The organism is Peribacillus sp. Aquil_B1, from assembly GCF_022603275.1.
Classification (GTDB): domain Bacteria; phylum Bacillota; class Bacilli; order Bacillales; family DSM-1321; genus Peribacillus.
Genome location: NZ_JAKXEE010000004.1, coordinates 59,305 through 84,391 on the forward strand (window position 1 = coordinate 59,305; position 25,087 = coordinate 84,391).

Annotated in this window: 24 protein-coding genes; 18 read left to right on the forward strand and 6 right to left on the reverse strand. The window is 40.4% G+C overall.

The window, feature by feature from the left end:
- Positions 1–8: 8 nt before the first annotated feature.
- Positions 9–1,157, reverse strand: a complete 1,149-nt coding sequence (locus MPH60_RS21605) for an iron-containing alcohol dehydrogenase (protein WP_241590109.1) — start codon at positions 1,155–1,157, stop codon at positions 9–11.
- A 271-nt stretch (positions 1,158–1,428) separates the two neighbouring features.
- Between MPH60_RS21605 and MPH60_RS21610 the strand changes: the two genes are divergently transcribed.
- The 8 genes from MPH60_RS21610 (at position 1,429) to MPH60_RS21645 (ending at position 8,181) form a co-directional block, all read left to right on the forward strand.
- Positions 1,429–2,832: a M28 family peptidase gene (locus tag MPH60_RS21610; RefSeq protein WP_241590108.1), complete on the forward strand. Its 1,404-nt coding sequence runs from the start codon at positions 1,429–1,431 to the stop codon at positions 2,830–2,832.
- A 236-nt stretch (positions 2,833–3,068) separates the two neighbouring features.
- Positions 3,069–3,494, forward strand: coding sequence for a YwqH-like family protein (locus MPH60_RS21615; protein WP_241590107.1), 426 nt, complete (start codon positions 3,069–3,071; stop codon positions 3,492–3,494).
- The gene (locus MPH60_RS21620; protein ID WP_144478758.1) at positions 3,494–3,784 is read left to right on the forward strand and encodes a YwqI/YxiC family protein; all 291 of its coding nucleotides are present in this window, start codon (positions 3,494–3,496) and stop codon (positions 3,782–3,784) included. The genes MPH60_RS21615 and MPH60_RS21620 overlap by 1 nt, the downstream gene beginning before the upstream one ends.
- The gene (locus tag MPH60_RS21625) at positions 3,781–5,742 is read left to right on the forward strand and encodes a ribonuclease YeeF family protein (RefSeq protein ID WP_241590106.1); all 1,962 of its coding nucleotides are present in this window, start codon (positions 3,781–3,783) and stop codon (positions 5,740–5,742) included. Before MPH60_RS21620 ends, MPH60_RS21625 begins: the two co-directional genes overlap by 4 nt.
- Positions 5,743–5,751: 9 nt before the next feature.
- Positions 5,752–6,021 (forward strand): hypothetical protein, encoded by a 270-nt coding sequence (locus tag MPH60_RS21630; RefSeq protein WP_241590105.1) that lies wholly within the window; start codon positions 5,752–5,754, stop codon positions 6,019–6,021.
- A gap of 271 nt (positions 6,022–6,292) precedes the next feature.
- Positions 6,293–7,315 carry an ADP-ribosylglycohydrolase family protein gene (locus MPH60_RS21635; RefSeq protein ID WP_241590104.1) on the forward strand — a complete coding sequence of 341 codons (1,023 nt, stop codon included), beginning with the start codon at positions 6,293–6,295 and terminating at the stop codon, positions 7,313–7,315.
- 141 nt (positions 7,316–7,456) lie between these two features.
- Entirely contained in the window at positions 7,457–7,846 is a 390-nt protein-coding gene (locus MPH60_RS21640; RefSeq protein ID WP_241590103.1) for a hypothetical protein, read from the forward strand.
- A 143-nt stretch (positions 7,847–7,989) separates the two neighbouring features.
- Positions 7,990–8,181: a hypothetical protein gene (locus MPH60_RS21645; protein ID WP_241590102.1), complete on the forward strand. Its 192-nt coding sequence runs from the start codon at positions 7,990–7,992 to the stop codon at positions 8,179–8,181.
- Positions 8,182–8,603: 422 nt separating this feature from the next.
- On the opposite strand, the gene MPH60_RS21650 is transcribed toward MPH60_RS21645, so the two are convergent.
- Together MPH60_RS21650 and MPH60_RS21655 are read right to left on the reverse strand one after the other, a co-directional pair.
- Positions 8,604–9,860 (reverse strand): DUF445 domain-containing protein, encoded by a 1,257-nt coding sequence (locus MPH60_RS21650; RefSeq protein WP_241590101.1) that lies wholly within the window; start codon positions 9,858–9,860, stop codon positions 8,604–8,606.
- Between the two features lie 249 nt (positions 9,861–10,109).
- Entirely contained in the window at positions 10,110–11,087 is a 978-nt protein-coding gene (locus MPH60_RS21655) for a bile acid:sodium symporter family protein (RefSeq protein ID WP_241590100.1), read from the reverse strand.
- Between the two features lie 569 nt (positions 11,088–11,656).
- Here MPH60_RS21655 and MPH60_RS21660 point away from each other — a divergent pair.
- The 4 genes from MPH60_RS21660 to MPH60_RS21675 all read left to right on the forward strand — a co-directional run bounded on the left by MPH60_RS21660 (position 11,657) and on the right by MPH60_RS21675 (position 15,588).
- Entirely contained in the window at positions 11,657–12,334 is a 678-nt protein-coding gene (locus MPH60_RS21660; RefSeq protein WP_241590099.1) for a response regulator transcription factor, read from the forward strand.
- Complete coding sequence (locus MPH60_RS21665; protein ID WP_241590098.1) at positions 12,331–13,710, forward strand: sensor histidine kinase; 1,380 nt, start codon at positions 12,331–12,333, stop codon at positions 13,708–13,710. Before MPH60_RS21660 ends, MPH60_RS21665 begins: the two co-directional genes overlap by 4 nt.
- A gap of 97 nt (positions 13,711–13,807) precedes the next feature.
- A complete protein-coding gene (locus MPH60_RS21670; RefSeq protein ID WP_241590097.1) occupies positions 13,808–14,914 on the forward strand; it encodes an ABC transporter permease in 1,107 nt (368 codons plus the stop codon).
- Complete coding sequence (locus MPH60_RS21675) at positions 14,911–15,588, forward strand: ABC transporter ATP-binding protein (RefSeq protein ID WP_241590096.1); 678 nt, start codon at positions 14,911–14,913, stop codon at positions 15,586–15,588. Before MPH60_RS21670 ends, MPH60_RS21675 begins: the two co-directional genes overlap by 4 nt.
- Positions 15,589–15,993: 405 nt before the next feature.
- On the opposite strand, the gene bioC is transcribed toward MPH60_RS21675, so the two are convergent.
- The 3 genes from bioC to bioF are packed head-to-tail and all read right to left on the reverse strand — an operon-like array spanning position 15,994 to position 18,750.
- Positions 15,994–16,815, reverse strand: a complete 822-nt coding sequence (bioC, locus tag MPH60_RS21680) for a malonyl-ACP O-methyltransferase BioC (protein ID WP_241590095.1) — start codon at positions 16,813–16,815, stop codon at positions 15,994–15,996.
- A complete protein-coding gene (locus MPH60_RS21685; RefSeq protein ID WP_241590094.1) occupies positions 16,805–17,554 on the reverse strand; it encodes an alpha/beta fold hydrolase in 750 nt (249 codons plus the stop codon). Before MPH60_RS21685 ends, bioC begins: the two co-directional genes overlap by 11 nt.
- The gene (bioF, locus tag MPH60_RS21690) at positions 17,551–18,750 is read right to left on the reverse strand and encodes an 8-amino-7-oxononanoate synthase (RefSeq protein WP_241590093.1); all 1,200 of its coding nucleotides are present in this window, start codon (positions 18,748–18,750) and stop codon (positions 17,551–17,553) included. Before bioF ends, MPH60_RS21685 begins: the two co-directional genes overlap by 4 nt.
- Positions 18,751–19,164: 414 nt before the next feature.
- On the opposite strand from bioF, the gene MPH60_RS21695 reads away from it, so the two are divergent.
- The 6 genes from MPH60_RS21695 to MPH60_RS21720 all read left to right on the forward strand — a co-directional run bounded on the left by MPH60_RS21695 (position 19,165) and on the right by MPH60_RS21720 (position 24,930).
- Positions 19,165–20,004: a YitT family protein gene (locus MPH60_RS21695; RefSeq protein ID WP_214773741.1), complete on the forward strand. Its 840-nt coding sequence runs from the start codon at positions 19,165–19,167 to the stop codon at positions 20,002–20,004.
- 154 nt (positions 20,005–20,158) lie between these two features.
- Positions 20,159–20,344 carry a hypothetical protein gene (locus tag MPH60_RS21700; protein WP_034305959.1) on the forward strand — a complete coding sequence of 62 codons (186 nt, stop codon included), beginning with the start codon at positions 20,159–20,161 and terminating at the stop codon, positions 20,342–20,344.
- A gap of 358 nt (positions 20,345–20,702) precedes the next feature.
- A complete protein-coding gene (locus tag MPH60_RS21705) occupies positions 20,703–21,992 on the forward strand; it encodes an ABC transporter substrate-binding protein (protein ID WP_241590092.1) in 1,290 nt (429 codons plus the stop codon).
- A gap of 167 nt (positions 21,993–22,159) precedes the next feature.
- Positions 22,160–23,020, forward strand: coding sequence for a carbohydrate ABC transporter permease (locus tag MPH60_RS21710; RefSeq protein ID WP_241590091.1), 861 nt, complete (start codon positions 22,160–22,162; stop codon positions 23,018–23,020).
- The gene (locus tag MPH60_RS21715) at positions 23,020–23,838 is read left to right on the forward strand and encodes a carbohydrate ABC transporter permease (RefSeq protein ID WP_101224962.1); all 819 of its coding nucleotides are present in this window, start codon (positions 23,020–23,022) and stop codon (positions 23,836–23,838) included. The genes MPH60_RS21710 and MPH60_RS21715 overlap by 1 nt, the downstream gene beginning before the upstream one ends.
- 57 nt (positions 23,839–23,895) lie before the next feature.
- On the forward strand, positions 23,896–24,930 hold the full coding sequence (locus MPH60_RS21720) for a LacI family DNA-binding transcriptional regulator (protein WP_241590165.1): 1,035 nt from the start codon (positions 23,896–23,898) through the stop codon (positions 24,928–24,930).
- The last annotated feature ends 157 nt before the right edge of the window (positions 24,931–25,087 follow it).

Below are 25,087 nucleotides of genomic sequence, written 5' to 3' on the forward strand. Positions count from 1 at the left end.
TTCACCTCTTAAAGGGCTGTAAGAAGCAGCTGATTAATCTGTTCTAATGACATATCACGAGGATTCGTGATCATGCAGGCATCCTCAAGAGCGGTCATCCCAATGGGATCTATCATTTCTTTCGTAATGCCGACATCACTTAAACTTTTGGGAGCCCCTATATCCTGTGATAATTCCCTTACGAAGCTAATGGCTGCCATTCCTGCTTGCTGCTCGGTCAATGCCCGTGTATCGATGCCCATTATGTTTGCAATCTCGCTGAATCGCCTTGGTGAGGCAATTCGATTGAAGTCCATGACATGGGGAAGAAGTATCGCATTGATTTCTCCATGCGGAAGGAGGTACTTGCCGCCTATGGCATGTGAAATGGCATGGGCAGCTCCCAAAATGGCATTGGAAAAAGCCAGACCAGCCTGCAGGCTCGCCATGGCCATCGCTTTTTTTGCTTCCTCATTATGCCTGGATGCAACAGAGGGGCGTAAGTGGCGGGCAACGATGGAAAGCGCGTTTTTAGCTTGTACATCTGTCAATGGTGTCGCAGCGATTGAAACATAGGATTCAATTGCGTGAGTTAAAACATCCATTCCCGTGGCTGCGGTCAAATCCGGTCCCAAGGTGGTTAAGGTACCAGGGTCGACTATTGCAATATCGGGGACGAGTGATTTTGAAATGATCGTCATTTTTTTCTCGCGGAATGAATCGACGATCACCGAAAACTGTGATACTTCCGAACCCGATCCTGCAGTGGTCATGATCATCACCATGGGCGGGAGGGGAGAGTGGACTTTATCAACACCTTCATAATCACTGATGATGCCGCCATTCGTTACTAAAAGGGCGACCCCTTTGGCGACATCCAAAGCACTGCCTCCACCCAAACCGATGATGGCATCACATTCTTGTTCTTTAAATGCCAAACAGCCGGCTTCAATCTCCCTGTCCTTCGGATTGGTAGTCATTTCAATGAAGGTAGCAAAAGCAAGGCCTGCATCTTTGCAGGATTCACTGACTATTTCTAACCAGCCGGCATTGGCCACGCCTGAGTCGCTGACTATCAAGGCCTTTTTGGCGCCTAGCCGCAAGCATGCCTCGCCAGCTTGTTCAATCGAACCTTTTCCAAAAATCACTTCCGGCATCACGAATTTAGTTATCGACATATTTGCGCCTTCTCCCTGTAGAAATTCTATCTCTTCTGTATTATTTTCCCGAAAAAGAGCGAAAATCCTGTTTGGATTACAGGTATTTTTATATAATATGACAAAATATCGATTGATAGAGAACTTTTGGCATAAGTCAGAAATCCTGTTAATTTCTTTAATTTGTAAATTTGTTACTTTAGTCATGTGTGAATAAGGATAAACCTACCTAGTTGAGATTTTCTATATATTGTAAAATTATGATGAAATCTATTAAACTGGGAGGCAATCTATGAAAAAACAATTTCTATCGGTAACCATGATCGCAGCATTGACACTCGGGACAGCAGGGTCAACCACCGCTTTAGCAGCGCCACATTCATCGACGGTGCTATCTGCGCCATCCACGGACAAGCAAGTCATTAAAAGAATCGATGCCGATAAAATCTACAGGAATATTGAATACCTCTCACAAACACCTCGGGTGGCCGGTACGGATTCTGAGTATAAAGCCGTCCAATTCATCAAAAAGCAATTCCAATCTTATGGCTATAAAGCCGATATTGAAGAGTTCAATTTTTTATCTTATACAGACCCAAATCTGGTCGAGCTGTCCGTTGCCGGAGTTGATGGCGAAATCAAAGCGAACCATTTAACCTATTCAGTTAATGGGGACCTATCCGGTGAAGTGGTATATGCCGGTTTAGGAACGAAAGAAGAGCTTGAGGAAACCGACGTTGCAGGGAAGATTGCCCTTATACAAAGAGGCAGCCTCACTTTTGCAGAGAAAGTATTGAATGCAGCAGAAAAAGGAGCAGTGGGTGTCATCCTGTTCAATAATGCCGATGGGGAATTAAATGGGACACTCGGAGGGGCTAATGACAAGTATATTCCATCCGTCACGATCACCAAAAAGGATGGGGAAGCCCTGCTGGGAAAACTGAATGCCGGAGTTAAATTGACAGCATCATTAAAAATCGAAGGAGCTTATTCCGGAGAAAAAACCTCTTATAATGTAGTGGCAACGAAAAAGGCAACAAAGAACAATAAAGCAAAAAAGAGCGATATCATTTACATTACTGGACATCATGATTCCGTCGCGGGGGCACCCGGAGCGAATGATGATGCATCAGGAACATCCGTCACCCTTGAACTTGCCCGTGTTCTGAAGAATCTTCCTACAGATACGGAAATTCGCTTCGTCACCTTTGGGGCAGAGGAAAATGGATTGCTAGGTTCAGAGCATTATGTGAGCAATCTCCCTGATGATGATATCAAGCGGACCATTGCCAACTTTAATCTCGATATGGTGGGAAGCAGGGATGCCGGGGATTTGGTCATTTTGACTAATGATGGAGAAATGAACCTTGTAACCGAGCTTGCCCAGGCATCAAGTACAAGACTGAATGGTGAGCCGACTCCATATGGACAAGGCGGGAGAAGTGACCATGTATCCTTTGCTGAGGCTGGAATACCCGCTGCTTTATTCATCCACAGTCCATCAGAACCTTGGTATCATACTCCTGATGATACCATTGATAAAATCTCAAAGGAAAAGCTTCAAGATGTTGCTGAAATTGTCGGCACCGCCGTCTATGACCAAGCTAAAATCGAAGCTAAAAAACCTGATCTCAATCATAAAAAAGGGAAAAAGGTGAAGGTTCCACATTTATTTGACGAAAAGGAATACAAATAATGCAGTAAGTATTTAGAGGGTGCAGCCTGCATCCTCTTTTTATGTTTAAAAATGGAAAACAAGGGGTAATAAGTCTAATCCGGAATTGGTGCCTATGGGAAGGATTCCCTAAATACCTAGCGTAAATAGCTTATTTATCCCTATTTAACTCTAAGACTATAATCCTTATAATGAAAATTATGAAAAATATGACAGTCTACATAATGAGAAAAGGTATGTATGAGGTGATTTTTTAAGTGTATGCAAATTCATTGAGTGAAATTCACTCTGCCCTCTCCAGTAAAATGTCCGATGTGAATGAAAAAATCAATCGTTTGGAGCAGGCTAAAAGACAAATCAAAGACGAACAGAATGCTTGTCTGGGGGAAATTGCTAAAATTAAAAATCCGGACTTGGGTAAAAGCTGGACGGGAAACCGTGCAGAAGACTTTCAAGATGCCCGCAGTGATGCATACAAGGCAATGTCAACGATCATTCATGATGATTATGACGACTATCAAGAGAAAATCGACGGTAAAATCATGATGCTTAATATAGAAAAAAAGGCTCTGAGTGCAGCAGGCACCATAGCACATGAAGCGGATGTTCTATTAGGTAAAGGGGAAGCCGTCATAGATCAATTGGAAAGTAAAATATCATATTTAAAAGGGTGGTTGTTTTAATGACGACAATCAAACTGAATCATCCTGCCGTAATGAAGCAAGTAGATCAGGTGAAGACGGCACTTGGTACAGTCACGCTTGGAAATTTGCCGGCAGGCGAGCTTGGCAGCAATAAATTGGAATTCACCTCGAAATGGATCGATCGGGAAACGAACCTGGAAAAGGTCTTTGAGCAATATATTAAAATCGTCCAGAAAAATGTGGAAGATACCCGAGCCAACATTGACTTATTAAAAGAACAGGATGAAGCCATCGCCCATACGTCTTCACATGGGTATCCTACGCGATGAAAATATATGAAGCCAAGACATTGACGGCCGCAACCAAGTCGCGCGCCAAGCAATATGAAGAACTAAAGAAGGAAGTCACAGCCCTGAAGAAAGAATTTCAGGGCATCGTCGGTCTGGATAACGAGTTTCAAGGAGCCGGTGCCGCCGCCATCAAAAGCTTCTATGAAGCGCAAATCGAGGTGGCGGACGCCTGGATGGAACTATTCACGACCCAAATCAGTTTTTTGGAAAGCATTCCAGCCACCCTGGAAGAGGCGGACCTCTACGGAAACACGGTGGTCGAGGTTCCCTTTTTAGATGGGGAAGTCTCGAACGGCATCAACCAAGCGAAGTCGCTTGTCGATCAACAAGCAAACGATCTTCAAAGGGTCCTCGACAGCATTGACGATATCCTGCCTCTTGATATGTTCGACCAAAAGGACTTTAATGAAAAAATCACGCTGGCAGGGCACAGGCTGGATGACACCGTGACAAAGGTCGAGAATGTCGACCGGCAATTGGTCGAGGAATATGATGTATCCGTCGGGCAGGAAAACGTGGCCGTTGGCCTCTTCCGCGCTTTGCTCGATGCCACCAAACAGGACGGCAACGTTTCGCCGATGACGTTCAACCAATCGGCATTCAAGAACAGTGACGTCTATCAAGTGAAGGATGAAGTCGCCGGTCAGATGAAAGACTATCAAACCTTCAAAAAGCAGCAAGCCGAAGCGCGGAAAATCGAACAGGAAATGGAAGAACTTGAAAACCGCCCATGGTACGAAAAAGCCTGGGATACGACAAAAACCTTTACAGGGGAATTCACGGGATATTATGATTCAATCAGGGCCTCGACCGGAGTCGATCCAGTAACGGGCCGCAAGCTGTCCGATGCCGAACGAATCGCAGCAGGCGCCATGGCAACCGCTGGATTCATCCCCGTCGTCGGCTGGGCCGGACGGGCCATCAAGGGCGGCAGCGCCATCTACAAAACGGCCAAAGGAATCAACGCAGCGAACCACGCGCTCGATGCCTATAAAACGACAAAAGGCTTTAGCCTCCTCCAGAAAACCGAATACGGGATATACGGGCTCCTCGCAGCCAACGGCCTCGGTGAAGCAGTCACCGGCAAGGACATGTTCGGCAACCAGCTGACCGAGGAACAGCGCCAGAACGGACTGTTGATGGCACTCGGAATCGGCGGTGTGGCAGGTGCGGCCAAGGTCGCTGATAAAGTAGCGAGTGGTACAAAGTTCGTCCCTTACAGCAAGGAATTTGCGCAAAAGCAGGTTCAGAAGGTTCAAGCTACAATAACAGACATAGCTAGATCAGGAAAATCCACGTTAAAAAATATAGGTGAAGAAATAGGTAAAAAAGAAATTCCTAAACGTATAAGTGTGGAACAAGTTTCCCTCGCAGGAGGACCAAACCTTCCCCAAGTAGTGATGGAAAAACAGACAATTAAGGAAGCCTATCAAAAATTTACGGTGAAGGATAGCAAAGTAGAGGGTGTTTCAGGGGAGAGTATTCCTAAGGGGACGAGTAAAGTTGAAACCTTTGGTAAATATTCAACGAATATCGATGAAAAGGTTAAAGTAATTGAAAAAGTAGATTTACCTGATTGGATAAGTGAATCATTTACTGATGGGATTTATAGAACTGTAATTACAGAAGAAAATATTACATTTTATAGAACTTATGGTGGTGGAGCAAAAGTTAATGGAGCATTTGTCACTACTAGCCCAGCTGGAAATAGAATAAATGCAAAAATAAATACTGCATTAGTACCTGATTGGAAAAATTCTAGACAATATGAAGCTGTTATAGAAGTACCGAAGGGACAAGTTTTAAATATAGGTAGAGTTGAAAAGCAATATACAAAATCAGGAGCATTACTAGAAGGTGATGGAGATCAAATACTATTACCCCAAGGGTGGTCTTCAGAATGGATAAAGGAAATTAGAGGGGTTCCAAGTAGATAGGGGGATAAAATGGATAAGAAAAAGCAGTTAATCAACCAAATAAAAGTTGTAATAAATAATCTTGAAAATGATTATTATAATGAAATTACTAGTGGCGTTTTACAACTTATATATAAAAGATATAAGAATGCATTGTCAGTATTGGAGAATAATAAAGATATAAGAGAGTTAAATATAATTGGTGGCATAAGGGCTTATATGGATAGTTATAGTGACTATCAAAACCCACTATTAGGAGAGTTACATAAAGCTGAAAAATTAAATAAAGAATTATTATAAAAATAGTTGTTACAAAAGTAACTAGAGTTAGCTTTATGCCTTACTTAGACCTTGATTGGATATTTATGCCATTCAAGGTTTTTTAATGAAATTGACAGTATAAATTTTTGTATAAGAAATATAAGCAAGTAATTTGAAATACTTTATGATTTTTCCTTAGTGATTAAATGGAAAAATATTATAGGGGTTGTAGTATAGATGTTAGTATAGAAGCACATTTGAATTAATCAAGGAGTACTTAAGGTGTTCTTAAAAAAAGTAGGTGTAATGAATGACAGGCAGAAGAATGGTAGACAGATGGGAAGACGATAGTAAAAGTTTTTTGAGATTTAATCTAAAAAAAAGAATGTTACCAAGTCTGTATGGCAGTATTATTGGAGACATGCTCGGTGTCCCGGTTGAATTTAAAAAAAGAGGGACTTTTATTATTAATGATATAACGGGATATGGTACCTATAATCAGCCGCCAGGCACTTGGTCGGACGATACTTCATTAACTTTATGTTTAATTGAAAAATTAATTGAAAAAAGCGATTCAGCGGAGCTCATGCAAAAATTCGTTCAGTATATGGAATCTGGTTATTGGACACCACATCATGAAATGTTCGATATTGGCAGAACGACTAGTGAAGCCATCATCAAGTTTAAAAATGGAACGCCAGCACAAGAATGTGGCGGAGATGCCATGTTTGATAATGGGAATGGGGCTTTGATGAGGATCGCCCCAGTGGCATTTATCCTTTTTAATAGCTTTAATTTCATTGAAAAAATCCAAACCATTAAAAAATATACGGAAGTTACCCATGCACATCCGCGTTCTGTGGTAGGTTCTATTATTTATGTCGAGTTTTTACTTAGACTTTATTATAATAATTCTCCTGAAGTTTCAAAATGGGAAATAAAAGAACTTTTTGATGAGAATTTTGATAAAGATCATATATACCAAAAAGAGCTGCAATCCTATTCAAGAATTTTTGAGGACGATTTCTTTTCATTACCACAAGAAGAAATTCAGTCAGATGGATATGTCGTTCATACGTTGGAAGCAGCCATTTGGTGCTTAGGAAATTCAGATTCGTTTAGCGATGCCGTTTTAAAAGCAGTGAATCTAGGGGATGATACGGATACAGTAGGTGCCATTACGGGAACAATGGCAGGTATGTACTATAAAATGGACGACATTCCTAAAGAATGGTTAGAGAAAATCACAAGAAAAGAAGATATTGATCAATTAATCAAGCAATTCCATAGTTTTTGTGCAGATAAAGCAATTAAAGAAGAGTATGGGGATTGATGGAAATCACCCATATAAAAACCCCCTATAAAAGACTTTTATAGGGGGTTTTTATGTCCAGAGTCCAGTATATGCTATGTTAAACGGGAAGCGAAGCAGTTTGAATTTGGGTGATAGAAAATTAAATAATGGAGTGGGAAAATGATAAGAAAAGGTGAGTATACGATCTATAATGGAAAAGAGTATAGATTCATAGAATCTGATTCAGTGGAAGCTATTGAATTAATTAGTAATGATAAAAATGAAATGGACAATGGATTTACTTATTACAAAAATAATATTTACACGAAAATGGTAAGTGTAAGTGAAGTTAAAGAATTATATTTTATTCATCCCTATGCTGTATATAAGGGAGAGGTGTTTCCAGCATCTGAAGAAAGAAGAACTGGAAATGTATTGTTGGCTACAACAAACACTGAGCTTGCTAAAAAGATGGGGTTTGAACGGACAGATAAATATATGTACTCCAAATCAGTGGAATGGGATGAAGTGGAGATTATCGAGGAGAGGAAACCCTATACATTAGATTAATTTCCTGATTTAAAGCGCCAACATAAAGTAAAAGCGATTATTGTTCAAAAAGTGGGTATAAAGTATTAAGCGGTCTTTCATTTAATATCTAGCACTAAGTTTTCTTTATGTTGAATAAGGAGAATTTGGTGGGAGGTGATTAAATGAGGAAAGCCTATGGTATAAAAAGTTTGATGATTTACTTTGAGTCGGTAAATTATCCAATTACCGAAGAGGAAATCAATGATCTAATAGTAAATAAAAAGATACCCCATCTCAGACCCATCGATAATTTGCTGATTTTTAATTTAGATCATATTGATGGCTGGCTTAGTGATCAGCAATTCAAGCCTTAGTTAATTGAAGCCCTGCTTTAAGTGGGGCTTTGATGAATATGTTGTACAAAAGGAAAAGCTAGCCAAGGTGTTTCTTGAAACCCTTGGCTAGCTTTATGTTTAAAAAAGGCTCTTTCGTAAAGGTTGTTGTTTTTAAAACGAAACGATTTAAGGTTGATTGGAGCGGAAGTGCGAGACTCCTGCAGGAGCAGCGGGACAGGTGAGACCCCACAGGCGTTCACGCCGAGGAGGCTCACCGCCTGCTCCGTGGAAAGCGAGCATCTGGAGGGGAAATCAACCACACCGCATTATTGGGTAAATAGCAACAAAGTATGCGAAAACAGCCTTAAAAAAAGAGGGCCCTGCATATTAACGGCATACTAACTATAACGAATCAGCACCAGTTGATTTGGTAACGACTGTATACTGCCGTTATGCCTGGATTATAATAGCCTAAGCAGAGCCTGTGCCCCTGTTAGGATAAGCCCTATGATAAAACCACAGACCGCCCCATTCACGCGAATCCATTGCAAGTCTTTTCCTACACCGTTTTCCATCATGTCAATCAGCGTTTCATTGTCTAGCTTATCTAAGTTTTCTTGTACAAGATTGCCAATTTGCGTATGATTTTTTTCAATGAGAACAGTAATTTGTTTCTGTATCCATTGATCGATGCGGGTGCTATTTTCCTTAATATTGTCCAGTATATGATGAATCATTGGAGTCAGGTAAGCATCCATGAAATGTTCATCATCGACGAAATCCAATGCTTCTTGCTGAATTTGTTTTAGGATTCCCTCTATTGTCGCCTCAGGCTCCCATTTTGTCAGAAGTTGATTTTTCCATTTTTCAACTCCTTCCAACAGTTCCCGGTTATGGTTAATGCCTTGTATCTCTTTCCTGATATATAAGATTAAAGCCTCTCTATTTGGTTCTTTCTCGTTTTGTAAATTATTTACGACACTTAATAACAGGTTTTGGATGATATTCCCAAGTTTCTCTTCGTTAAGTAGACTTTGAATCGATTTAACGGCGAACTGAAGCATACCTTCCAGTTCAATCTTGCTGAGCACATCCATGGAAACAGTGCCAAGTCGGTGACTGGTTTCTTTTTTTCCTAACCAATCTTCCGCTTTTTTCAAAACATGATCCAAAGCCTTCTTATCGAACTCTTCGTTAAGTAACTCTGAACTTACCAAATGTAGAATCTTGCTCATGTCTATGCCAGAAAGTGATGCTTTAATTTTTTTTGCAACGAAAGGTGTAATCTTTTCTATATCCATATAACCAATCATTTGCTTGATCAGTTTAATCAGGACTTTTCTAAAAGTATCACTTTGAATCTCTTTTTCTAAAATAGGGATCAATTTTTCAGTAAAAGGAATATGTTTTACTTTGTCCTGAATGCTTTCCTTAGAAAGCCAGTCGTTTTTTAGCATCGAAACAAGTGCATTTGTCATTCTTTTACGATTGTTGGGCAAAAGGGCTGTATGGGGGATTGGTAATCCAAGCGGATGGCGGAATAATGCAGTGACTGCAAACCAATCTGCCAATCCGCCGACTAAACCAGCCTCAAACCCTCCATGTAATAAATCTAACGGCAGTGAACCTTGAAATGGAGTGGTTGCAATATAACCTGCCCCCATGATAATTAGTGAATATCTAGCTATTTTTCTTGAAGATTTTATTTTTGGTGACATTATATTCCCTCATCCTTAAAATGATAGTCAATTACTATAACCCGAATCATTAGCAAATTTTATAACTTACTTTCATCTAGTAGTATAGCAGGTAGTACAAAAAAATAACCACAACAAGGCAGTAAGTTCATTATTTTTGGGCTTTGAATATTGTCATTTTCCCTTGAATGTTCAATATTCAGATGGTTAATTCACAAAAAAAAACCGATTTATTCAATCGGCTTTTTTTATTGGTTCATCTCCAACCTATTATGATGCGTCTGTTTTTATCGAATTATTTTTATCGGTGCCTACATTTTTTTTATCTTTCATGAGACTGAAGATATAGGCCAGAACGGAACCTGATATGTTATGCCAAACACTGAAAATGGCACTAGGAACAGCGGCCAAAGGCGAGAAGTGGGCTGTTGCTATGGCTACACCTAAACCAGAGTTCTGCATACCGACCTCCATTGCAACAGCTTTCTGTTTAGCTAAATCCATTCCGCATAAACGAGCAAAGAAGAAGCCGAGTAAAAAACCAAGAACATTATGAAGAACGACGACTGCAAAAATCAGCAAGCCTGTTTTAGCCAGCTGAGCCTGGCTGCCAGCTACTACGGCAGATACGATCAGAACGATGGAAATGACAGATACTAGAGGTAAAGCCTTTGCACCGGCCTCTGCTTGTTTGCCGAAAAACTTTTTAACAAGAAATCCTAGTATCAGTGGGATAATCACCACTTGAATGATAGAAATGAATAATGACCCAATACTGATATTGACCCATTTACTTGCCAAGAGCAGAATAAGCAGGGGCGTTACGATTGGCGCTAGAATAGTGGAAACAGAAGCAATGGCAACTGCAAGCGCAACATTTCCTCTCGCAAGAAACACCATGACATTTGAAGCCGTTCCACTAGGGCAGCATCCTACCAAAATAACACCAACAGCGACTTCTTTGGGCAAATCGAACCCTATTGCTAATCCGAATGCCAATAAGGGCATAATGATAAAATGACCTGCTACCCCTAGTGCGACCTCTTTCGGCCGTCGGAATACTTCTTTAAAATCCGCTGCTGATAGTGTAAGTCCCATGCCAAACATGACAATTCCTAATAATGGAACAATATAGTCTCCGATCCATATAAACTGATTAGGTAAGATATACGCAATAACTGCAAATAAAATGACCCATAAGGTAAACGTTTTACCAGCAAATCCGCTGATTTTCTCTACTACTCCCATAGTGACCCTCCTAGATGTTTTAAAATAAAACAATTATAGTTTATATTCAGAATATTTTAAACCTTCTTTTTGAGAAATCAATACATTCTAAACGTCCTTTTGGGTATTTTCATATGGGCAGTCATTAAGGTGATTGTTTGAACTGTATTTCTCAAGCACTGAAATTTGAAGATTAACAAAGAAAATGGCGAAAGTTTTTAGAAATTCTGTCCGTCTTTACTCTTTTCGTAAAGATTTTTTTTAAAAAAAACGAAACTATATAAGGTTGATTGGAGCGGAAGTGCGAGACTCCTGCGGGAGCAGCGGGACAGGTGAGACCCCACCGGCGTTTACGCCAAGGAGGCTCACCGCCCGCCCCGCGGAAAGCGAGCATCTGGAGGGGAAATCAACCACACCGCACTACTTGGTAAATAGCAACAAAGTATGCGAAAACAGCCAAAAAATAAGAGGTTCTGCAAAACTAATTATATGGAAGGTAGATCAGGAATTAGTATTTGTTGTTTTACAGGATTGATTATTGCTATTGTATGTTTAGCAAGGGCTATAAAAGAAGTGGAGATGTGGTTTCTTTGATACATATATTAATTGCGGATGATGACCTGCATATTCGGGAGTTGCTTAAATTTCACTTGGAAAAGGAAGGGTATATGGTAACGGAAGCGAAGGACGGGAATGAAGCTTCCTTGTTACTGGAGAAGGAACGGATCCATCTGGCTGTTGTCGATATTATGATGCCGTATAAAAACGGGCTGGATCTTTGTAAGGAAATCCGGGATCAATATGATCTGCCCGTCATTTTATTGACAGCTAAAGATCAACTTATCGATAAGGAAAAGGGGTACTTTGCAGGTACGGATGATTATCTCGTAAAGCCATTTGAGCCAAGGGAACTTCTATTTCGGATAAAAGCGCTATTGCGAAGGTACCGTATGGTGAATTCTGAATCCATCTCATTGAATCAAACGGTGATTGACCGTAAAAGTTACGAAGTTCGAATTAAGGGGAATACGCTGCTCCTGCCGCTTAAGGAATTTGAGCTGCTGGCTCAGCTGGGGAGTTTTCCTGATCAGGTCTTTACGCGTGAGCAGCTTATTGAACTGGTGTGGGGTGCTGATTTTGAAGGGGATGATCGAACGGTTGATGTCCATATTAAACGATTGAGGGAACGTTTTGCCGGGCGGACCGATGATTTTGTCATAACGACTGTCCGTGGCTTAGGTTATAAACTGGAGGTCAACAAGAAGTGAAAACACTTTATTTCAGGATAGTTATTCAAACCATTTTGATCATGGTGCTTGCCAGTGTCATCGCTTTTTTAATTTCCAATGTCTATTATCATCAGGTTCAAAAACCCTACAATGGTGAGAAGATAAGCAAAGTCGCAAGTGAGATCGTTTCCTTATATGAGGAGAATCCTGATCAGGATATTGATGCGTATTTAAATCATATTGCAGGTTTGCACTATCAAATGTATCTATTTAATGAGCAGGGTGAAGGAACTTTATATGGTGAGCCGTTTCGGGACACGAGTTTGGATCGCGACACGATTTCAGGAGTTTTGAATGGGAATACCTATCAAGGGATCGCCAATTATAATAATGGGTTATTTATTACCGGTTTTTTTGAAGATGTTTTAATTAATAGCATTGGGGTCCCGATGAACGTGAATGGCGAAAAGCATGCATTGTTTGTAAGGCCGAATATAGAGCTGCAGTTTGGTGAATTTCGCTTTTTCCTTGCTGTTTTGCTCGTACTGACGCTACTTCTTAGTTTTTTATTTGTGATCATTAATACGCGTTTCCTCGTAAAGCCGATTACGAAATTAACGGAAGCTACAAAAAGAATCGCCGATGGGGATTATAGTAGTGAATTGAATGTCTCCCGAAGAGATGAAATAGGGGACTTGGCACAGCATTTCTCGAAAATGACTCAAAGTATACAGCGGTTAGATGATATGAGGCAGGAGTTCGTATCGAATGTATCTCATGAAATTCAATCTCCGCTTGCATCCATCCAAGGTTTTTCTCAAACCCTTCAATCGGAGGAATTAACAAAAGAACAAAGAAATCAGTACTTGTCCATCATTGAAAAAGAAAGCAGGCGCATGTCGTCGTTAAGCAAACAGCTGCTCATGCTTGCTTCGTTGGATAAAGTAGATGATCCGCTGCAACGGTCCAATTTTGATTTAGCACAGCAAATCCGGCAAGTGTTGTTCATGCTGGAATGGAATTGGCGGGAAAAAGATATGGTGATCGAAATGGATTTGCCGTCAACCGTCATTTCTGCAGATGAGAAACTTTTAAATCAAATTTGGACGAATTTGATAACCAATAGCATTAAATACTCGGAAAGCGGCAGTTCGATTAATATTCGGATTAAAAGTATTGGCAGTACTGTTGAAGTGATGATCGCGGATACGGGCATCGGAATTCCAGAAGAAGACCTCCCTTATATCCTTGATCGCTTTTATAAAGTAGACAAAGTGAGGAATAGGAGTGAAACAGGCAGCGGATTAGGACTTTCGATTACGAAGAAGACGGTTGATCTTCATGGGGGAACGATCGAAGTTCAAAGCGAACTTGGTAAAGGGACCACTTTTTATATACGGCTGCCCCTTATGTAATCAGTTGTTCATCTTCCATTCATATTGATTGTTTACAATCGAGTCATACCGAATCAAGTAGGGCTTGATAGGTAAAAAAGGAATGGGAGATGAAATAATGTTTTTGGCAATACGTGAACTAAAGCATTCAAAGTTACGTTACCTGCTGATTGGACTGATCATGGTATTGGTCGCTTTGCTTGTCTTTATCATTTCAGGATTAGCTAATGGACTTTCTTCGGATAATGCTTCATCCATACAAAACATGAAGGCCGACTATTTCGTAATGGAGCATGACTCCAAAAATAAATTGAACCGATCGATCATATCCATGGAAAAGCTGGATGAAATCCGGGCTTCTGCGGATGTTAAAGCAGCCGAAGGTCTGGGGCAAATGATGATCACATTGAATAAGATCGGCTCATCGGAGAAAACGGATGTCACCATTTTTGCGACCGATGCCAGTGGTATTTTAGCACCGAAGGTCATTGAAGGTACGAATTATGACAATGAGAAACAAGGTGAAGTCGTAGCAGATCGTTCTTTAAAAGAAGTGGGTTATAAATTGGGTGATTCACTTAAAGATGACCTATCAGGTAAGGTTTTCACCATTGTTGGTTTTACTGAAAAGCAGTCTTACAGCCATTCACCTGCAGTTTACATGAATGTTAAGGGATGGCAGGAGATTCATCCTGGATTGAAAAATCAGAAGAAGAATTCAATTAGCACGATAGCCGTGCAAATGGATTCCAAGGCAGAAGAAAAGGTACGTAAATCATTGCCTGAAGGCTTAACGCTCATTTCGAAAGAAGAATCGCTTCAGAGTATACCAGGGTTTAAAGAGGAACAAGGTACATTGACGATGATGATTGCCTTCTTGTTTGTCATTGCTGCATTCGTTTTGGCTGTATTCTTTTATGTGATTACCTTGCAGAAGACGAATCAATTTGGAGTTCTTAAAGCACTCGGGGCCAATACGGGCTATCTGGCAAAAAGTATCGTTGGTCAAGTAATGCTGCTTGCCGTGACATGCATAGCCATCAGTGTTGCCCTGACATATGGCGTCACTTTAATCATGCCAGAAGGAATGCCATTTGAATTGAGTACCGACTTGGTCATTAAATATTCCGTGTTACTTTTGGTTGTATCCGTATTAGGTTCGCTGTTATCACTATACCGAGTGGCGAAGATAGACGCAATCGAAGCAATAGGGAGGGTATCATGATGGGGAATAAACTATTATTTGAAAACGTCAGTAAGATTTATGGGGAAGGCGTTAATAAGGTGACAGCCCTTGATAATATTTCCCTGAATGTGAGAGCGGGGGAATTCGTCGCGATCGTGGGTCCTTCAGGCTCAGGAAAAAGTACTTTTCTTTCAATAGCGGGCGCGTTATTATCTCCGAGTGAAGGTCGCTTACTGCTGAATGATGAAGATATAACAACACTATCACCAAAGGAATTGACTAGAGTTCGCCTTGAAAAGATCGGATTTGTATTCCAATCGTCTAATCTTGTACCATATCTCACCGTACGAGATCAGCTTCTGCTACTTTCTGAACTGATTGGCAAGCGAGATAAAAAAACTGTGAAAAAAGCGGACGAATTGCTTAGCCACCTTGGACTTGGACATCGGGCAGATCACCTGCCAGAAGCACTGTCGGGCGGTGAGCGGCAGCGTGTAGCCATCGCCCGTTCGCTAATGAACGATCCAGAAATCATTTTAGCGGATGAACCGACCGCAAGTCTTGATTCCAAAAGAGGCAGGGATGTTGTTGAAATGCTTGCACATGAGGTGAGATCAAGAAATAAAGCGGCCATCATGGTAACTCACGATGAAAGAATGTTAGATTTATGTGATCGAGTGGTCAATATTATGGATGGCAAGGTATTTGGATGAAAGTTATACGTAAATGGCCGCCGCCTCTCCAATGGAATTAGGAGTGGCGGCGGCCTGAATTGCCTGAATGGGAACCTGGTTAATCGACAGTAAGCGGTTGGAATACAGTCGTTACTTTATATAAACGATTTGCATTATGTATAATTTTTTGCTTGTATCCCAGATGGTCATCTTCGGATTAATCATGTTTTTTTATTTTAGTCTGTTTTCGCATACTGTGTTGCTATTTACCAAGTAAAGCGGTGTGGTTGATTTCCCCTCCAGATGCTCGCTTTCCGCGGGGCGGTCGGTGAGCATCTTCGGCGTAAACGCCTGTGGGGTCTCACCTGTCCCGCTGCTCCCGCAGGAGTCTCGCACTTGCGCTCCAATCAACCTTAAATCGTTTTGTTTTAAAAACAACAATCTTTACGAAAAGAGCCTTATTTTAAAGAACAAACAGTGATAGGTTGCTTTCACACCTGATTCATTTCGGTAGTCTGTGTCGTATATGTTGATTAACTCTCGAAAAAAGGATGGGCGCTGGCAGTAGTTTTCTTTGTTGCTGTTCGCAGCACCAATCTTTTTAATTGAAGTGAAGAATTCACGTACTGTCTGAAAGTACTCCAGTTCAACCTTTTCCATTTTTGTAACCTCGATTGGAACTGCTGATGAATAGGGCATTGCTGCTTCACAAACTTGTGATAATTCATCCAGAGTGTAAAACATCTGGCCTGGTGAACTATCCATGGAAAGCTGAAGCTTTTCTTTCGCATGTTCATATGACCTATGAAGCTCTTGAAAGGTATCGATTCCGAACGTTGAAAATATCAGGCTTCCTTCAGCCGTTAATCGTGTACACAGTTTTTCAAGGGTTGCAGGAAGATCATTCAGCCATTGAAATGTTGCATTGGAAATAATCAAGTCGTAATTTTCATTTAGCGCCATTTCTTCAATATCCGTACATAAAAATGTAACACGGTCTCCCTTTGTCATTCCTTTCGCCACTTCAACCATTCCTGGTGCAATATCAACAGCCGTAATGACGGCATTAGGGAATATTTTGACGAGTAACCTGGTTAAGTAACCGGTGCCGCAGCCAATTTCAAGAATATTGATTTTATGATTGGTGTTTTTTTGAGGAAGCAAATCCACTAATTGTTTTGCCATGTTTTTTTGAACATTGGCATATGCATCATATGTTTTCGCGCGTTCACTGAACCGCTTGCTTAACAATCGTTTATCTATCATGAACGTACTCCTTTTGAATAAATGTTTTTATATGCTCCGTACATTCCTGTGGTTTTGTGAAAAATGGAATATGACCAGCACCTTCAATAATATGAAGCTCGGCTTTCCCACCAAGATTTTCTTTAATGAAGGAGGAGGCTTCAAATGGACAAATTTTGTCTTCCCTCCCATGAAGCAATATAAAAGGGGCTTCAATCCGGTTGAGTCTTGCTCTAGCATCTTTCTGAAGTAAATAATCCAAACCAATCAGAAGCGAAAACACATCATCTCCTTGAAACTCGCGTTGAATGGTCTTGATGAATTGATGATAAAAACCTGCTTCTTTTTCAGCATCGGAAAACATGGCTTCATAGAAGGAAGTCAAAGTCTTCTCTTTATTGCGCTGCAGTTGTTTTTTCATGCGCTCGACCATTCGCGGATCCCAGCCAAATGAATAATTTTCTCCTGTGGTGAACCGACTTGTTGCACCAAAAAGGATAAAACCTTTTATTTTTTCCCGATACGAACTTGAAAGTTCAAGTGATACTAGTGATCCTAATGACCAGCTCAGTAAATAAACAGGACCATCGAGGGAAGTGATTGTGTCTATGACTCGTTCTTCAAAGTCATTTAGTGCCTTCATATCTCTCCAATCTATAATTGAAAGGTGAAATAGTTCTGACAGCGGTTGGATTAACGGTTGAAACACCTCTTTTTCCATTCCCCAGCCAGGAAGCACGACTAAATTCGGCTGTTTCATTCAACAACACCCATTTCCTTTCCAATGATTGAAACTTTTTCAACTGCCCAATCAAGATCTTTTTTATCGTGGAGAGCCGTTACGGTAAACCGGATTCTCGCTTCATTTTCAGGAACGGTCGGCGGCCTGACAGCAATAGCCGCAATCCCTTCTTTCTGCAAACGTGCAGCAAATTCCATCGCTTTTTCGTTTTCGCCGATGACGATAGGAACAATTTGTGATTGGCTTCCGCAAATATTAAACCCGTAATATGTGAGTTCTTGTCTAAAGTGTTCTGAGTGTGTTTGGAGCAGTGAGCGGCGTTCCGGTTCTTGCTGTACAAGTTCAATCGCTGTTTTTATAGCACCGAGTATGGCCGGGGGGAGTGCAGTTGAATAGATGAATCCGCGCATGCGATTTTTTAAGTAGTCGATAAGCCATTTTTTCCCGACAACATAGGCACCGAATGAACCGAGCGCTTTACTGAATGTACCCATTTGGATATCTATATTATTTTGAAGATGGAGGTGACCGGCATAGCCTTCACCGTTTTTACCGTAGATGCCGCTTCCATGTGCTTCATCTGTCATTAACAGTGCGTTATAACGTTCCTTTAACCGAACAAGGTCTTCAAGAAAAGCGAAGTCACCATCCATACTGAAGACCGTATCCGTCACGATTAATTTACGTGCTTCAATCGGTGATTTTTTCAAAAATGCTTCTAAATGATCTAAATCATTATGACGATAGCGCATATGCTTTGCACGGCTTAAAAGAGCTCCATCGACAATGCTTGCATGATTCAGTTTATCGCTATAAATAATATCGTTACGGGACAGAAGGGTGGAGATTATTCCAAGGTTTGCGTTATATCCACTGTTGATGATGAGTCCTGCTTCGGCTTTCTTCCAATTGACAAGAGCTTGTTCCGCCTGCTCGTGAAGAGGATGATTGCCAACAATTAAACGTGAAGCCGTTGCTCCTGCACCATATGTATGTACGGCATTAACCATAGCCTTTTTCAGCCGCTCATCTCCTGCATATCCTAAATAGTTATTAGAAGCTAGATTAAGCATCCTGCACCCGTTGATCGTAAGCCAAGGCTGCTCGGCACATACAGTTGATACGAGTTCACGCTTTTGCGAAATCTCTTCTAAATGAGCCAGTTCATTTTTTATTTTTTCTTCCCAACAAGGTAATTGTTTTTCACTGTACATGGCCATTCTCCTTTTTATATGTCAACTAAAATTGATATAGGTTAACATATAGAACATTCTAATTCTGACTCAATGAAACTGTCAAGCTTTGAAAAGGTGCATGAGCATAAATTAATAATCCATTAATCTCGGAGAAATCTAGGAAAAAAGCTGGCTGGTTATAATAATGATCCAAGCCAGGAGCATTTAAGGAGAAACGGTCAACGGCTTTGTTAAGCTAATGTATAAAAAAGCTTAATGAAAATTGGTGCCTTTATGTATTAAGCTCGTTCATTGAAGATAATCTAACTTGCAAGGTAGTCTTTTTGTTAAACCTTCAAATCTTTGAAGGATTAAATGGAATTCCATGTTACTATAGAGCAGTGAAATTTAACAGAATTCACATTAACCATTACATAAAGGAAGGGTATAAGTATGAAAAAGATTTCTTTGGATGTTTTCTTTATATTAATAGGAGCTTTTATTTTCGCTTTGGCAATAAATCTTTTCGTCATTCCCAATGAGCTTGGTGAGGGAGGAGTCACGGGGATAACCATCATTCTGTTTTATCTTTTTGAATGGTCACCAGGGCTGTTAAGTTTAATCATTAACGCTGTCCTGCTCATTGTCGGTTATAAATTTTTGTCGAAAATGACAACGGTATATACAATCGTAGCTGTTGCATTTAATTCACTTTTCCTTCATTTAACCGAAAGTTGGACGATTTCTTCAGATGAATTGGTCATCAATGCGATATTTGGCGGGGTTTTTGCCGGTGCCGGAATTGGCATGATCATCCGTGTGGGAGGCACTACTGCCGGTACGACGATCCTGGCGCGAATTACGAATAAGTATTTGGGATGGAGCTTAAGCTATGGACTTCTGTTTTTCGATTTAATCGTTGCGTTCTCATCTTATTTCATCATTGGTGCAGAAGGCCTGATGCTCACTATCCTTATGCTTTATATTGGTACAAAAACGATGGAATTCATCATTGAGGGATTGAACCCGAAAAAAGCAATTACCATCATTTCAAATGAAGCGGACCAGATTGCAAAACAAGTAACCGAATTGATGGATCGGGGCGTCACTGTTTTTAGTGGGCATGGATACTATACAAAAGCATCCAAGGATATTTTATATATCGTTATAAGTAAGCAAGAGGTACTAAAGTTAAAGAGAATAGTGCAGTCAACGGATAGCAATGCTTTTATAGCCATACATGACGTTCGGGACGTATTTGGTGAAGGGTTCCTGGATATCTCGAAGTCCTGATGGCAATAAGGTATTAACGAAATGAAAAGGCCTAATTAGGCTTTTTTATTTTGCAATGCAAAAAATCTGTAAATTTAGAATAATTTGTTATATTATGTAAGTAAGAAACCACACACCCTGAGGAGTGCAGCCATTAAATGTGGAGGTGTCCAAGATGATCCTTTTAAAAGTGGATGACAGAAAGTTTGGGAAAAGCAATATCAAGTACAGTGTCGTTGATAAGGAAACGAATGAATTGATCATTAGCGGTGTGTTTAAGGAATTTGGACAAGCAAGCGATAAATATTATGAATTGAAGGATGAATACGGTCCTTCCAATGTGAAAATGATATTGAAGTGAAAAGGGGGGACCGTCGGGTTTCCCTTTTTTCGTATAATGCCAGGAATGAAAATGGCCCGTACGATAAATAATCGGATAAAGGAATAATCAAAGGTTTCTGAATCATATAATTAGATTAAGAGAGTTCCTAACATCCTTTTTTTACAATATACTACAATTTTATTGTAAAGTATGGAATTTGGTGGTAATATAAAGCGCATAAATGTAAACGTTTGCAATGATTTTTGTGAGGAGGTGATGTAAAAAAAGTACGCTAGACTATCAATTTTATAGAATGAATGGCTTTTATTTTACTTATTTTATGCAAACGTTTTCTTAGAATTGCATGAATATTATGAGAAAAAGGGAGTGTGTAGGCATGAGGCGTAAAAAATGGTACGGGGGAATTCTTACTGTTTTATTGATTTTTAGTGTGATTTTGGCTGGATGCTCTTCTTCAACTGGCGGAAACAGCGACTCAAAGGATGTCGTGACGCTCGATATATTTCAATTCAAGGTAGAATTCAAGTCGCAATTCGAGACATTGGCAAAACAATATGAAAAAGAAAATCCAAATGTGAAGATCAAGGTATCGACAGTCGGCGGCGGAAATGATTATAAATCTGCCATAACGGCAAAGTTCGCTTCAGGTGAGGAGCCAGCGGTTTTTAACATTGGCGGACCGGTAGATGTCGCACAATATAAAGATAGATTAACAGATTTAAAGGACACGAAGGCTGCTGCTGCAGCGCTTGACGGTACTCTGGATGGTGTGGAAGAGGACGGGCAAGTCCTTGGACTTCCATTTAACCAGGAAGGATACGGCTTGATTTATAACAAACGAATATTTAAAGAAGCCGGAATTAACCCTGATGAAATTACAAGTTATGAAGCCTTAGAGGAGGCAGTTAAGAAAATCGATTCACAAAAAGACAAATTGAAGATCGAAGCAGTTTTCGCATATCCGGTAAAAGAGAAGTGGGTGACAGGAAACCATTTATCCAATGTATTCTTATCACCGGAGTTTGATGGGAATGTGTTAGAAGCAAGTAAGGCACCAACGGTTAAATTCACGGATGGTGACAAGTTTAAACAATTGGTCGATATCCAAAATGAGTATTCCGTTCAGCCGACAGCGAGTCTTGATTACTCCCAGCAAGTGGAGGAGCTGTTCTCGCTTGAAAAGGTTGCAATCATTCAGCAAGGTAACTGGGTGTATAACACAGTCTATGATATGGACCCTGAGTTAGCTGAAAAGGGAATTGGCATCATCCCGATTCCTAATGGAGACAATGCAGGCATGCCGGTCGGCGTACCAAACTATTGGGCAGTGAACAAAAAATCGGATGAAAAGGTACAAGAAGCAGCAAAGAAGTTCCTCGACTGGATGTATACATCCGAAGCAGGGAAAAAAGCCGTTTTGGAAGACTTTAAATTCATTCCTGCTTATGAAGGATATGATGTAGAAAAAATTGCCGATCCAATTTCAAAAGAAATTTATAAATACTCCCAAGAAGGAAATACGATTGGATGGGTGTTTAATGGATATCCGGTCGGTTGGAATGATGATCTTGGTGCAAGTGTCCAAAAATACGTAACTGGTAAATTGACTTGGGAGGAACTTGTCCAACAGAACATTGAAAATTGGGAGAAGATTCATAGTAAATAAGTGTTTGGGAAAGGCAAGTGACCAATCGGCATGAAAAATGTGTCGATTGGTTGTTCCTTATTATAGAAAAGCCCTAAGGGGATTTGCCTCAACAAGGGATTCATCAAATAACACAGTCATGATCTAAATCCATTAACTATTAAATCATTTCAAGGAGGTCGGTTTCGTTGAGAAATCGGGATGCCGCATATTGGCTGTTTTTGACACCTGTTCTTGCTGCACTCATTTTGGTTGTGATCGTGCCGCTCATCTACGGATTTTATTATTCCTTTACGAACTGGAACGGTTTAGGGACTCCGGATTTCATTGGTCTTAAGAATTATATTGACTTGTTTACCGATAAAGGGTTCCTTGATACATTTTGGTTCACCATTAAATTTTCCGTAGCGGCAATTGTGGTAATCAATATCATCGGATTAAGTTTGGCCCTCATCGTGACTTCGAAAATTAAATCAAGCAACATATTACGGACGGTTTTCTTTATGCCCAATTTAATTGGCGGCTTGATTCTCGGCTTTATTTGGCAGTTCATTTTTATTAAGGTCTTCGGTGCGATTGGCGATTTGACTGGGATCGAAGCATTTAATGGGTGGTTATCAACGACTGATACAGGTTTTTGGGGATTGATCATTTTAACGTCTTGGCAGATGGCCGGATATATCATGATCATTTATATTGCCTATCTGCAGGCTGTTCCTGAAGACTTGATAGAAGCGGCAAAAATTGACGGAGCGAACAGCTTCCAGCGTTTTCGCCATATAACTTTTCCACTAGTGGCACCTGCTTTTACCGTCAGTTTGTTTTTGACGCTTTCCCACTCGTTCAAGATCTATGATCAAAACCTTTCTTTGACGAATGGAGCTCCCTATAATTCAACTGAAATGGTTGCGATGAACATTGTAAAATCCGCCTTCACCGAAAACGATATGGCATATGCACAGGCAAAAGCCGTTATCTTTTTCGTAATCGTGGCGGTCGTTTCGCTGACACAAGTCTATATCAATAAAAAACGGGAGGTTGAGCTGTAATGAGGGGAAAATGGAAATTGTGGCTGATTGGATTCATCGGATTCATTTTGGCCATATTATGGCTCACTCCGTTTTATTTAATGCTTGTCAATGCTTTTAAAATGAAACGGGATATATTTGCCGATACACTGGGACTGCCTGAGACCTGGACATTCGAAAACTTCACTCAAGCTTTCGAGCAATTGGATTTCCTCCGGACTTTATTCAATTCTTTATTGATATCGGGCGTCAGTGTAGTCATCATCATCATCTTTTCTGCGATGGCAGCATACGCTCTTTCCCGAAACAAAAGTAAAATAAGTTCCCTGCTTTTCTTTGTGTTTGTAGCAGCAATGCTAATCCCGTTTCAGTCTGTGATGATACCTCTCGTTGCCCAATTCGGACAGCTGGGGATGTTGAACAAGGCAGGACTGATTTTCATGTATTTAGGTTTTGGCTGCAGTCTTTCCATATTCCTTTATCATGGTACTTTAAAAGGGATTCCCCTCTCACTTGATGAGGCAGCAAAGATTGATGGTGCAAACCGCTTTCAAGTATTTTGGTATATCATATTTCCATTATTGAAACCGATGTCCATTACAGTTGGGATTTTAAATGTCATTTGGATATGGAACGACTATTTGCTGCCATCCCTTGTTATTGGCGGCGCGGGATCGGAGACCATCCCACTTAAATTATTCTTCTTTTTCGGTCAATATACGAAGCAATGGCATCTTGCCTTGGCTGGACTTACTTTATCCATCATTCCAGTCATCATTGCGTACTTTTTTGCTCAGAGGCAAATTATCAAAGGAATTGCAGATGGAGCCGTTAAATAACTATTTAAATATAGGGAATATTAAACCATGTGCGGTGAACGGGGAGTGTTGATGAATTTGTCTGTTACTATAAAAGACGTTGCCAAAAAAGCAAATGTCGCTCCATCAACGGTATCGCGTGTAATCCATAACAGCCCGACAATCAGTGAAAAGACAAAGCGTAAAGTACGCAAGGTATTAAAGGAAATGGGCTATCATATGAATGAAAATGCCCGGAACTTGGTCACGAAGTCAACTAAGGCCATAGGGATCGTCATGAAAAGTTCCGCAAGAGAATCACTTTATAATCCCTTTTTTCCAGAAGTGATCCGAGGAATCGGGGATTTCTGTAATAAAGAAGGGTACAGTCTTTCCCTGACAACCGGCGAGACGGAGGATGCCATCTTTGAGGATGTCGTGAAAATGGTTCAGGGCAGAAGAGTGGATGGCATGATTGTTTTGTACTCTAAAAAGGACGATAAAGTGGTGCCGTATTTATTAAAGCAGGGTTTCCCGTTCGTGTTGATCGGGAAGCCAAGTACGAACATGAGCGGAATCACGTTCATTGATAACGATAATGTTCAAGCGGCCAGGGAAGTATCGGAGTTTGTAATAAGTCTTGGACATGAGAGAATCGCCTTTTTAGGGGGCAGTCCCGAGTTTGAGGTGATCCAGGACCGCTTGACAGGTTTTCAACAAGCGATGGAACAGGCCGGGCAGGATGTGCGACAGGAATATATCAAATTGATTCCTTTAAATCGAATGGATGGAATAAAGGCCATTGACGAATTGCTGGAATTGAAAGAGGCACCAACCGCATTTTTGGTTATGGATCTTTTATTGGGTGTTCTCTTGCTTGGGGTGTTAGCTGAAAAGAATTTAAAAGTGCCACAGCAAATAAGCGTCGTCTGTTTTAACCACTCAGAATTCATAGAATTTTTAAGTACACCGCTGACAACGGTTGATATCCATACGTATCAGTTAGGGTATGAGGCGGCAAAATGTGTGTTCGATTTAATTGCAAATCCGGAAATGATGGAAAAGAGTATCAGTATTCCTACCAAAATCATAAAGCGGGAGTCACATTTTGTTGCCGAAAAGGAAATTAAATGAAAAATGTAGAAATGTTTTACCAATTAAAGCTTGATTTTTGCTAACATAAATTTACAATATAGATTATCACTATTATTTTTGAAAATTCATACTTACTGAAGTCAATAAGTATGTTCTTATATTTTGATCACACCGAACGCAAACGTTTGCGTTATGG

Bases quoted from the DNA above. Each gene is read 5' to 3' on its own strand.
- MPH60_RS21610 (WP_241590108.1), top strand. From the start codon at position 1,429: ATGAAAAAACAATTTCTATCGGTAACCATGATCGCAGCATTGACACTC.
- MPH60_RS21625 (WP_241590106.1), top strand. From the start codon at position 3,781: ATGAAAATATATGAAGCCAAGACATTGACGGCCGCAACCAAGTCGCGC.
- MPH60_RS21650 (WP_241590101.1), bottom strand. From the start codon at position 9,860: ATGTCACCAAAAATAAAATCTTCAAGAAAAATAGCTAGATATTCACTA.
- MPH60_RS21695 (WP_214773741.1), top strand. From the start codon at position 19,165: ATGAAAAAGATTTCTTTGGATGTTTTCTTTATATTAATAGGAGCTTTT.
- MPH60_RS21675 (WP_241590096.1), top strand. From the start codon at position 14,911: ATGATGGGGAATAAACTATTATTTGAAAACGTCAGTAAGATTTATGGG.
- MPH60_RS21670 (WP_241590097.1), top strand. From the start codon at position 13,808: ATGTTTTTGGCAATACGTGAACTAAAGCATTCAAAGTTACGTTACCTG.
- MPH60_RS21715 (WP_101224962.1), top strand. From the start codon at position 23,020: ATGAGGGGAAAATGGAAATTGTGGCTGATTGGATTCATCGGATTCATT.
- MPH60_RS21640 (WP_241590103.1), top strand. From the start codon at position 7,457: ATGATAAGAAAAGGTGAGTATACGATCTATAATGGAAAAGAGTATAGA.
- MPH60_RS21705 (WP_241590092.1), top strand. From the start codon at position 20,703: ATGAGGCGTAAAAAATGGTACGGGGGAATTCTTACTGTTTTATTGATT.
- MPH60_RS21655 (WP_241590100.1), bottom strand. From the start codon at position 11,087: ATGGGAGTAGTAGAGAAAATCAGCGGATTTGCTGGTAAAACGTTTACC.
- MPH60_RS21700 (WP_034305959.1), top strand. From the start codon at position 20,159: ATGATCCTTTTAAAAGTGGATGACAGAAAGTTTGGGAAAAGCAATATC.
- bioF (WP_241590093.1), bottom strand. From the start codon at position 18,750: ATGTACAGTGAAAAACAATTACCTTGTTGGGAAGAAAAAATAAAAAAT.
- MPH60_RS21630 (WP_241590105.1), top strand. From the start codon at position 5,752: ATGGATAAGAAAAAGCAGTTAATCAACCAAATAAAAGTTGTAATAAAT.
- bioC (WP_241590095.1), bottom strand. From the start codon at position 16,815: ATGATAGATAAACGATTGTTAAGCAAGCGGTTCAGTGAACGCGCGAAA.
- MPH60_RS21685 (WP_241590094.1), bottom strand. From the start codon at position 17,554: ATGAAACAGCCGAATTTAGTCGTGCTTCCTGGCTGGGGAATGGAAAAA.
- MPH60_RS21645 (WP_241590102.1), top strand. From the start codon at position 7,990: ATGAGGAAAGCCTATGGTATAAAAAGTTTGATGATTTACTTTGAGTCG.
- MPH60_RS21620 (WP_144478758.1), top strand. From the start codon at position 3,494: ATGACGACAATCAAACTGAATCATCCTGCCGTAATGAAGCAAGTAGAT.
- MPH60_RS21635 (WP_241590104.1), top strand. From the start codon at position 6,293: ATGACAGGCAGAAGAATGGTAGACAGATGGGAAGACGATAGTAAAAGT.
- MPH60_RS21605 (WP_241590109.1), bottom strand. From the start codon at position 1,157: ATGTCGATAACTAAATTCGTGATGCCGGAAGTGATTTTTGGAAAAGGT.